We start from the raw sequence: 9,297 nt of genomic DNA on the forward strand, positions 1-9,297 counted from the left end.
GCTGCTGGTGCAGTCCGGCTCTTATCTGGCGTCGGGCATGGGCATCACCACGGATACGAAGTGGAGCGGGGCGAAGACGTTCTTCGCCTCGGAGGGACTGATCATGCTGCGCGCCGCCGGCAGCGGGATGTTGCTGTTGTCGTCCTATGGGGCCATCCACGAGATGAACCTGGGGCCGGGCCAATCGGTGACGCTGGACACGGGTCACCTGGTGGCTTTCACCGAGGGGATTGGCTTCGAGGTGCACAAGGTCGCCGGCGGCATGAAGTCGCTGTTGTTCAGCGGCGAGGGGCTGGTGGTCGACCTGACCGGGCCTGGCCGCGTGCTGGCCCAGACGCGCTCCACCGACCAATTCCTGAGCTGGCTCATCCCCAAGCTGCCGCGCGAGACGCATATCTCGACCGGCAATTAAGAGAATGATCCGCAGATTACGCAGATTTGTGCAGGGGAGCGGGGGAGCAGGGGTGAAGATACCGCCATCCGCGCCTCTTCAAATCTGCCAAATCTGCCTAATCTGCGGATTATCTTCTTACGGCCTGACCGCTAAAGGAATGTAGAAGACGCGCGGCGGGTCGCCGCCGGGGCCGGTGGCCGTCAGTTGGGCCGCGGCCGGCGCGCCGGGGCCGGCGCTGCTGTCGGGCCGCGCGCTGAAGGGATAGACGCCGCCCCGCTCCGGCCGCACGCTCACCTCGACCACGCACGTCGCCCCGGCCATCAGCGTGGCGTCGCGCAACACCAGGGCCGAATCGCCGACGGCCGCCGTCAATCGCGGTTGGCCGCACGCCGGCGAGTGGCTGATGGCTGGGGAGGCCACCACCAGGCCGGCCGGCAACGGACTGTCCACTCCCACTCCGAACAGCGTGCGCAACGGATCGCGGTTGGCGAACGTCAACAGCAGCCGCACCATGTCGCCGGCCCGCGCCGCGGCCGGCGCGAAGGCCAGGCGCAGTTCGGGCGTCACCGTCCCGCCCTCCAACTGGACGGGTATCTCGCCGTCGCCGGTGACCAGCGTCAGCGCGCCGTGGTGGCGGCCGTAGTCGGCCGGATCATAGCGGGCTGTGACCTGGCAGGTTTCGCCCGGCTCCAGCTTGCCGACGCACGTGCCATCCTGTGCGGCAAACGGCGCGGTCGCCCGCAGCGCGGCCACATCCACCGGGGCCAACCCCTGATTGACGAACTCGACCGTTTCCGTCGTGGCCCCATCGGCCGGCGGCGGCGCACCCAGATCGATGTCGAGCGAGCGCGCCACCACGTCGGAGCCTACGCCCGAACCCATCAGCCGCAGATTGACGATGCCCTGCGAGGTCAACACGGTCAGCAGCGCCTCGTCGCGCCGGGTTACCTGGGGCGCGTAGGTGATGGTCACCTCGCACGACTGCCCGCCGAGCAGTTGCTCCGGACAGTTCTCGCTGTAGCGGAAGGTCAGCGGCAGCTCGTCCACCACCCAACTGAAATCCCAGTTGGTCAGTGGATAGATGGGGTCGTGGTTGTAGAAGGTCACCACCAGCGGCGGGCTGCCGCGGCCAATGCGCACCGGACCGAAGTCGAGGGCGCGGGGGGTAACGCGCTGGCCGGTTCCCACAGTTCCGGTATAGACGCGGCCCAACAGATCGACGGCGATAGGCCCCGCGTCCGTCTTGGCCGTCCAGCGGCGGTTGAAGACGCCATAGAGCGACGGCGCGAAGCCGAACTCCAGGGTGCATGACTGCCCCGGCTCCAGCGTCTTGGCGCAATTACCACCGACCGTGAACGGTTCCGGGGCCGCGTCGGGCTGAATGGGCCGGATGGGCACGCTGCCGACGTTGGTCAGGGTGACCTTCTGCGTGTTGAAGAGGTCGGTCAGCAGGCCGCCGCCGAAGTCGAGCGCCTGGGGATTGACGCGCAGTTGCGGGGCGACGCCGCGGCCGTGCAGCCGGACGCCCCACGCCCCGGCGTTGCCGCCGCCGGCCGACGTCGTCTCGAAGTCGCCGGCCTCCCGGGGAGCGAAGGTGTAGAGGACCTGGCAGGAGCCGCCGGGGGGCACGCCGCCGGCGCAGGCGCTTGTGTTGGCCGCGAAGGGGGCCAGCGTGTCGCCGCCGTCGAGCGTCAGCGTCGCGTTGCCGCTGTTACGAACGGTGACGGCCCGTGTGGCCGTCTGGCCGACGGCGACAGGGCCGAAATGAAACTCCAGAGGGGATAGCCACGGGCTGGGGGCGGTCACGCCACCTGCCGGATCGTCCGGCGCGGCCGTGGCCGTGAGCGCCAGGCCGATCCACAAGAGCAGCGCCATCATACTCGCGCCGCATTGTCGCAAGCTCTTGCCAACCACGTCGCTCTACCTCCTGCGAAAAGAATCCACAGATTTCACAGATTACGCAGATTTCTAAGAAGCTCACGCAAAGCTCGCAAAGGATGCCAAGAGCGCCAAGGCTTCTTCTTTCTTTGCGTCCTTGGCGATCTTAGCGGACTTTGCGTGAGGTTCTTAATCTGCCAAATCTGCGTAATCTGCGGATGCTTCTTCTTACGATGCGCGGCGGCCGGGTTGGGGCGGGAGGCCGCCACGGCCGTTGCTGCGAAAGCTGCGCGAGCGGTAGACGCTGGGCTTCGGCAGGGGCTTCTGGTGCTCCGGCGCGAATCCGCCGTAGTCGAAGCCCTCCAGCCGCCGTCGCTCAATCGGCTTACCGAGCACCCGCTCGATGTCGCGCACCATCACCTCATCGTCGGCCACAGCGAAGGTCACCGCCTCGCCCGTCGCCTCGGCCCGGCCGGTGCGGCCGATGCGGTGGGTGTAGGCGTCCACCGTGTCGGGCATGTCGAAGTTGACCACGTGCGAGATCAGATTGACGTCGATGCCGCGCGCGGCGATGTCGGTCGCCACCAGGATGTCATACTTGCCCTGGCGGAAGCCGTCCATGGCCTCCTGCCGCCGGTTCTGCGACAGGTTGCCTTGCAGCGCGGCCACGCGGTAGCCGCGCTTGTCGAGTTCCTGAGCCAGCCGCTTGGCGCGGTGCTTGGTGCGGGTGAAGACCAGCACGCGCGAGGTGCGCGTCTGCTCCAGCATGGCGTGCAGCAGCTTGGCCTTCAGCGTCTCCGGCACGGGGTAGAGCGCGTGCGAGACGGTCTTGGCCGGGGCGCTGATGTCCACCTGCACCGTGGCCGGGTCGGTCAGGATGCTATCGGCCAGCGAGCGGATGTCGGACGGCATGGTGGCCGAGAAGAGCATCGTCTGGCGCTGGGCCGGCACGTGTTTCAGAATGCGGCGGATGTCGGGCAGGAAGCCCATGTCGAGCATCCGGTCGCCCTCGTCCAATACCAGCACCTCGACGTGGGATAGATCCACGTCGCCGGCCTGGATGTGGTCGAGCAGACGGCCGGGGCAAGCGACGATGATTTCCGTGCCCCGCTTGAGGGCAGCCACCTGCGGCCCCTTGCCGACGCCGCCGTAGATGGCGGCGCTGCGGGCGCGGGTGTGACGGCCCAGCACCGTGGCCGTCTGATGGATTTGCTCCGCCAGTTCGCGGGTGGGGGCGATGATGAGGGCGCGCGTGCGGCGCAGCGGCCCGGTGGTCAGGCGTTGCAGGATGGGCAGCATGAAGGCCGCCGTCTTGCCCGTGCCCGTCTGGGCCAGGCCGAGCATGTCGCGCCCGGCCAGCACAAGGGGCATGGCCTGTTCCTGAATGGGGGTGGGGGTGGTGTATCCGGCGTCACGAATGCCCGCCTGGATACGGCTGTCGAAAGACAGTGCTTCAAAATTCACTGAAAGTAACTCCTTGGACTTCATTCAGCCAAGTCGCACTCCCAGCCGAGATTGTAAGTCTGCGAAAACAATATGTGGCAACCGGCACTCTGGTCGCGATGCCGGGGGCAGTATAGCAGGGGGTGACACGCCGTGTCAAGTCACATGAGACGGCGCTCATGTAAAATGGCCTATGGCAAAATCCGCGCCCGGTTCGTAGTCAGGCCACAGGCATCCCCAACGCCCGATACGGCCCGACGGTGATGAGGGTCAGCAGGTGGCGCGCGGCCGTTGCCGGGTCGGTCGGCTGGCCCGCCTCCAGCCACCACGTCAGCGCCCCCAACACGGCCGAGGCGATGAACCCCAGCGTCATCTCCGGCGGCGCTAACGGATCGGCCAGGGCGGGGCGCATCGCCTCCCAGCGGCGCGCGCCCGCCGCCGCCAGCGCCGCCCGCGCCCGCGCCACGAACGCGCCCGCCCCCCGCTCGCCCAGCAGCAGATGGTAGAGCGGCGCGTAGGCGGCCACGTGCTCGAACAGGAGCGTCAGGTTGTCGGCCAGCAGCGGCCAGGCGGGGCGGCCGAGTACCGGCGGCGGAGGGGCCAGGCTGGCCTCCAGTTCCGCGAACACGTCGTCCATGCATCGCTCCAGCAAGTCGGCCTTGTCGCGGTAGTGGCGGTAGAAGGTGGCGCGGTTGATCATGGCCCGCTCGGCCAGGTCTTGCACGGTGATGGCCTCGAAGCCGCGCTCGGCCATCAGGCTCACCAGGGCGTCGCGCAGCAGCTTGCGCGTGCGCCGCACGCGCAGGTCGTCGGTTGGCTGGTTTGGCGACATGGTTCGCTCCTCTGTTGCTTAAGCGACGGCCGCCCCCGGTTGCCCGTTGACGGTCGCCCTGTCCGCGATCATACTGAGATTAGCAACGGAGCTTGTTTTATGCAACATCTTGTTGCACAGGAACCAAGAATGGGACGCTGATTTCGCGCTGATTCTCGCTGATAAGCGTCTTATGCGAAAATCAGCGTCCAATCAGCGTTTATCAGCGTCCCATGCTTTGGAGGCGCCATGAACGATCAGAAGATTTTCCAACGCCACACCGGCCGTCTCTTCTTCCGCAACGCCGACCTCGACTTCTACCTGCTCCAGTTTCTTGGCTATGGGGCGCACGGTGGGGCAACGGTGGGCGAGTGCCTGCGCGCGGCGGCCCAGATCGACGAAGCGCGACCCGACAGTTGGGTCGCGGCGTGGCGGGGGCTGGCCGAGCAGTTGGAAGCGGCGGGCAAAGCGGCGCTGGCCGCCGGCCACACGGTCTCGGCGCGCGAGTCGCTGTTGCGGGCCGTGACCTACTACCGCGCCGCTTCTACCCTGCTACCGCCCGACGAACGGTTGCGGGCCAATTGGGAGCGCCTGCGCGCCTGCTTCCGCCGGGCCGCGGCGCTGGCCGCCCCGCCCGTCGAGACGGTCGCCATCCCCTACGGGTCGTGGCAGCTGCCGGGCTATCTGGTGCACGGCGGCCCGCCCGGCGCGGCGCGGCCGGTGGTGATCATGGTCGGCGGCGGGGAGTGTTACGCCGAGGAGCTGTACTTCTGGGCCGGCGTACCCGGCGCGCGGCGCGGCTACCACGTGTTGCTGCTGGACTTGCCGTCGCAGGTGGCCGGGCCGCTGGCGGAGCTGGACGTGGCGCGGCTGCTGAACGGCCGCGCGCCTGACGAACTGGCGCGCGACGTGTTCGCGGCCATCCTCGACTACCTGGCGGCGCGGCCGGACGTGGACGCGACGCGCATCGCCGCCAACGGCATCAGCGGCGGCGGCTATTTGACGATGGCCGGCGCGGTGGAGCAGCCGCGGCTGGCGGCGCTGGCCCTCAGCACGCCCATCTACGACATCTACCGCGTCTTCGAGGCGGAGTGGCCGCCGGCGCTGCGGGCCGTGCCGGCTTTCGTCGGTGATACGCTGGTCAAGGCCGCCGCCCGCGTCAACCCGGTCACGCGCATCGTCTTGCAGAAGGCGCTGTGGACGGTGGGAGCGACGAGCGTGGCAGCCTACATGGATATCATGCGGCGCGGCGCGGTGGACCCGGCGCGCATCCTCTGCCCGGCGCTGTGTCTGGCCGGCAGCGGCGACCCGGCCGAGTGCATCCGCCAGACGCACGAGGCGTACGACCGGTTGCCCCACCCGGCCAAGGCCAAGCGCCTCTTCACCCCGGAGACGGGCGCGGACGCTCACTGTCAGGTGAACAACCTGCCGCTGGTCTATCAGGTGGTGTTCGATTGGCTGGATGAAGTGTTGTAGAGCGGGTTTGAACCCGCTCCAGTAACAACCAACGCCTCGTAGGGGTGGGTTGCCAACCCGCTCTACAGCCACCGTCACTATGTAGGGGCGGGTTTCAAACCCGCCCCTACCCATGAGAAATAGTCCTTATGCACCTTTCGCGCCCCGCCGTTTGCGGCTATGATGTAGGATAGTGGGACAACATCGCTGCCCAGCCCATCGTAACCCTTCACCATTTGGAAAACAGCAGGCGGTTCGCCAAACCGCCCTACAATCTTGGGGCGATTTGCCAAATCGCCCTACAAGCATGCGGCGGTTAACCAGACCGCCCGATAAGGAGTACCACAACTATGAACGAAACAAGTGGATTTAGTCTCATCATCGCCACCTTCAACAGCGAAACGAACGCGGCCAAGGCCGTGGAACACCTGCTGACCCGCCACCGGGCGGAGCGCGACAGCCTGCCGGCGGCGGCCCTGGTGTCGAAGGACAGCACCGGCAAGTTGACCATCAAGGAGACGGGCGACATCGGTACGAAGACGGGCGCGGCGACCGGGGCGCTGATTGGCGGCGTGCTCGGCCTGTTCAGCAAGCGCAGCACCCTGGGCACGGCGGCGCTGGGCGCGCTGCTGGGCGGCGTGGCCGCCAGGAAACTCGACACGGGCATCCCCGACCCGCGGCTGGAGGCTATCGGCCGCTCGCTGGAAATGGCGACCGGCGCGGCTGTGGCCATCGTCGAGGATAGCACCTTTGGTGGGGTCGAGGAGTTGCTGGTCAGCCTGGGCGGCTCCATCACCCGCGAGCCGTTTGCCCACGGCACGGACTTTATGAAGCAGCTCCAGTCGGGCAACCTGGCGGGAGCGGCCCGCACGCTGGCCGACCGGGCCGAGGGCGCGGTGGCCGGCGCGGCCGATGCGGTTGGCGACCTGGGCGCGGGACGCTCGGACGCGGCGCACCGGGCGAAGGAGACCCCCGAGGGACAAGGGTTCGTGACGACCGATGAGGAGAAGCTGGAGAGCGTCATCGGCGCATCGTCGGCGGCGCTACTGACCAGCACTGACACGCAGGCCACGCCCGACTACTCCCCCTGGACGGACGCGGCGACCAACAAGCCCGTCCCGCAGCCGACGCCGGCGCAAGTGGCTGGAAACGAGGCGCTGCCCAGCGACGACGCGGGCGGCGGCGTTGCTCAGGAAGACATTAACCCGCCCGGCGCGGGCGTGGGCGATTTGCGCCCGCCGGCCATCTGAGCCGCCCTTTCACAAAGACCTGACAGCTGGGCGGCCATAAACGTTCTCACAGCAGTGGAACCGATGGCCGCCCACCTGTCCGGTCTAGGTAGCGTTAATTCTCCAGTTGCAACTCCCGCTCCAGTTCCGTGGCATTGTCTATCGCCTGCCGCCACTCCACGTCGGCGATCCGCCAATTGGGGTTGGCCTCCGTCAACAGCTTGTAGACGCCGCGAAAGTGGTCATAACCATAGGTGATGTAGAGGCGCTCGGCCGGGTGCTGCATGATCATCTCGGCCAGGTTCCGGTTGCGGAAGTCCACCACCACGTTTTCGTTGAACGGCGGTTTCTCGCCGCCTAGCTGGCCGAGATTGACGTTCAGTACGGTCTGGCAGGCCAGTTGCGTCAGGCGCTGCTGGCCGGGCGTCAGGCTGTTCAGCCGGCCCATCATGCTGTCGAGCCGGTTATCCACCTCCTCTTCGGGTCGCTCATTGATCTGCGCCGCGCTCCACTCCGGATGCTCCTGCAACAGCCGATCCCACTCGGCCATCATGTCGTCCACACTGACGTCAGCATTGACAAACTGGTCGGGGTTGCTCGCCATGTCGTCATAGAACACGCCGAAGTACTCGTTCTGGAAGTGCAGGCCGCACTGCTGCGCGAACGCGTCGTAGACCTGATTCAGGTTGACCCCGTTTGTGCCCAGGATTTCGTTCATGCGCTGCACGTTCTCTGGAGCGCCGGCGCGCACCCCCTCGAAGAAGAGGACGTAACCCAGATCGGCCGCCTGCGTCATGTCGAAAGCGACGGCCTGGTAATAAGGGGCCGAACCGATGTGGATCATTCCCTGGAAGACGACCTCTCGCTCGCCGTCGGTCAGCGTCACACGGGGGACGGCCAGCGGCCGGGTGGCATTGATGGTGATGACGACGAGCAGGGGAACGGCCAGCAGCGCCAGCGCCAACAGTCCGACCACGCCGGAGGCGCTCAGCCACGACCGCCAGAAGGGGCGCGCCCCGGCGCGCCCGCGTCGTACAAGACGGCCCACCCCGGCCCAGATCGCGCCGATCACCAGCGCCACGACGGCCACCAGGAGGAGGGGCCGGAAGGAGTCTGTGGCGCTGACCAGCACGAGCAGGCCCAACAATGCCAGAAGGGTGAGGACAAAGAGCAAGATCGCCTTCAGAGCGATCCACCAGGAGGATTGCGCGGCGCGAGTGCCAGCCATGGTGTGACGATCTCCTTCAATGGGTGGCGTTTTGCGCCACTCGCCGGTTATTGAATTATCGTTTCCCAGAGAGGATTTTAGAAACTGGCGCGCCGTTGTCAATAGCAGGGGTAGACCTGCGTGTCTGCCCCTGCGTATCTGCTCCAGGGCGCACACGCCGGTGCGCCCCTACCATCAGGCCGCGCTACGGGTCGCGCAGAGTTGGTGCAACCAGGCCATGAAGTGCGCCGGCGGCTCGGCCAGATCGACGAACCGATCCACGCCGGCGGCCAGCGCCGCCTCGCGGGCGCGAGGGTGGCGGCCCATGACGACCACGACCAGCCCCGGCCGCTCCTGGCGCAAGCGATCCAGCAGCACCGCCGCCGGCAGCCCCGGCAACTCCCACTCCAGCAGCATGATGTCCGGCTCGAAAGGCAGCGCGGCCAACGCGCTCGGCGCGTCGGGCGCTTCGATGATCTGCTCGCACTGCGGGTCGTGCTCCAACAATGCCCGCAGCGCGCGACGATGGGCCGACCGTTCGTCGGCGATGAGAACACGCATGTGAAAGGCTCCCCAGATGAGTGGTCAGTGGCCACTGGTCAGTACAGACCACAGGGCCCAGACCACAGGTTTAATCTTACGGCCGAGCATCACCCCCGCCCTCACCCCCACCACCCCCGCCCAGAAGCCGACGGTGCTCATCTGCGACGACGTGGCGCCGCTCCGCTCTGCGGTGGGGCGCGTGTTCCGCCGCGCAGGCTTTCTCGTGCTCGAGGCCTGCGACGGAGAAGAGGCCCTCGCCCAGCTCGCCCGCCATCCGGTGTCCATCCTCGTCACCGACCTCCTCATGCCGAAGGTCGACGGCGTCGAGCTGATCACC

Annotated in this window: 9 protein-coding genes; 4 read left to right on the forward strand and 5 right to left on the reverse strand. The window is 67.3% G+C overall.

From position 1 onward, the window contains the following. The coding region (locus tag ACE3UY_RS04765; RefSeq protein WP_374686407.1) for a TIGR00266 family protein at positions 1-412 on the forward strand (412 nt) is incomplete at its 5' end. Between the two features lie 117 nt (positions 413-529). Here ACE3UY_RS04765 and ACE3UY_RS04770 read toward each other — a convergent pair. From ACE3UY_RS04770 to ACE3UY_RS04780, 3 genes are all read right to left on the reverse strand, one after another. Next, positions 530-2,308 carry a choice-of-anchor D domain-containing protein gene (locus tag ACE3UY_RS04770; RefSeq protein WP_374686408.1) on the reverse strand — a complete coding sequence of 593 codons (1,779 nt, stop codon included), beginning with the start codon at positions 2,306-2,308 and terminating at the stop codon, positions 530-532. A gap of 192 nt (positions 2,309-2,500) precedes the next feature. Next, complete coding sequence (locus tag ACE3UY_RS04775; protein WP_374686409.1) at positions 2,501-3,736, reverse strand: DEAD/DEAH box helicase; 1,236 nt, start codon at positions 3,734-3,736, stop codon at positions 2,501-2,503. Between the two features lie 199 nt (positions 3,737-3,935). Beyond that, positions 3,936-4,547 (reverse strand): TetR/AcrR family transcriptional regulator, encoded by a 612-nt coding sequence (locus ACE3UY_RS04780; RefSeq protein WP_374686410.1) that lies wholly within the window; start codon positions 4,545-4,547, stop codon positions 3,936-3,938. A gap of 228 nt (positions 4,548-4,775) precedes the next feature. Between ACE3UY_RS04780 and ACE3UY_RS04785 the strand changes: the two genes are divergently transcribed. Further along, positions 4,776-6,002, forward strand: a complete 1,227-nt coding sequence (locus ACE3UY_RS04785; RefSeq protein WP_374686411.1) for an alpha/beta hydrolase family protein — start codon at positions 4,776-4,778, stop codon at positions 6,000-6,002. A gap of 329 nt (positions 6,003-6,331) precedes the next feature. Further along, the gene (locus ACE3UY_RS04790; protein ID WP_374686412.1) at positions 6,332-7,231 is read left to right on the forward strand and encodes a DUF1269 domain-containing protein; all 900 of its coding nucleotides are present in this window, start codon (positions 6,332-6,334) and stop codon (positions 7,229-7,231) included. Positions 7,232-7,325: 94 nt separating this feature from the next. On the opposite strand, the gene ACE3UY_RS04795 is transcribed toward ACE3UY_RS04790, so the two are convergent. Together ACE3UY_RS04795 and ACE3UY_RS04800 are read right to left on the reverse strand one after the other, a co-directional pair. Then, the gene (locus ACE3UY_RS04795; RefSeq protein WP_374686413.1) at positions 7,326-8,438 is read right to left on the reverse strand and encodes a hypothetical protein; all 1,113 of its coding nucleotides are present in this window, start codon (positions 8,436-8,438) and stop codon (positions 7,326-7,328) included. Positions 8,439-8,612: 174 nt separating this feature from the next. After that, positions 8,613-8,978 (reverse strand): response regulator, encoded by a 366-nt coding sequence (locus ACE3UY_RS04800; RefSeq protein ID WP_374686414.1) that lies wholly within the window; start codon positions 8,976-8,978, stop codon positions 8,613-8,615. 133 nt (positions 8,979-9,111) lie between these two features. On the opposite strand from ACE3UY_RS04800, the gene ACE3UY_RS04805 reads away from it, so the two are divergent. Next, the coding region (locus ACE3UY_RS04805; RefSeq protein WP_374686415.1) for a response regulator at positions 9,112-9,297 on the forward strand (186 nt) is incomplete at its 3' end.

The sequence above is a fragment of the Promineifilum sp. (SeqCode) genome (genome assembly GCF_041918635.1).
In the GTDB taxonomy this organism is placed as follows: Bacteria; Chloroflexota; Anaerolineae; order Promineifilales; family Promineifilaceae; genus Promineifilum.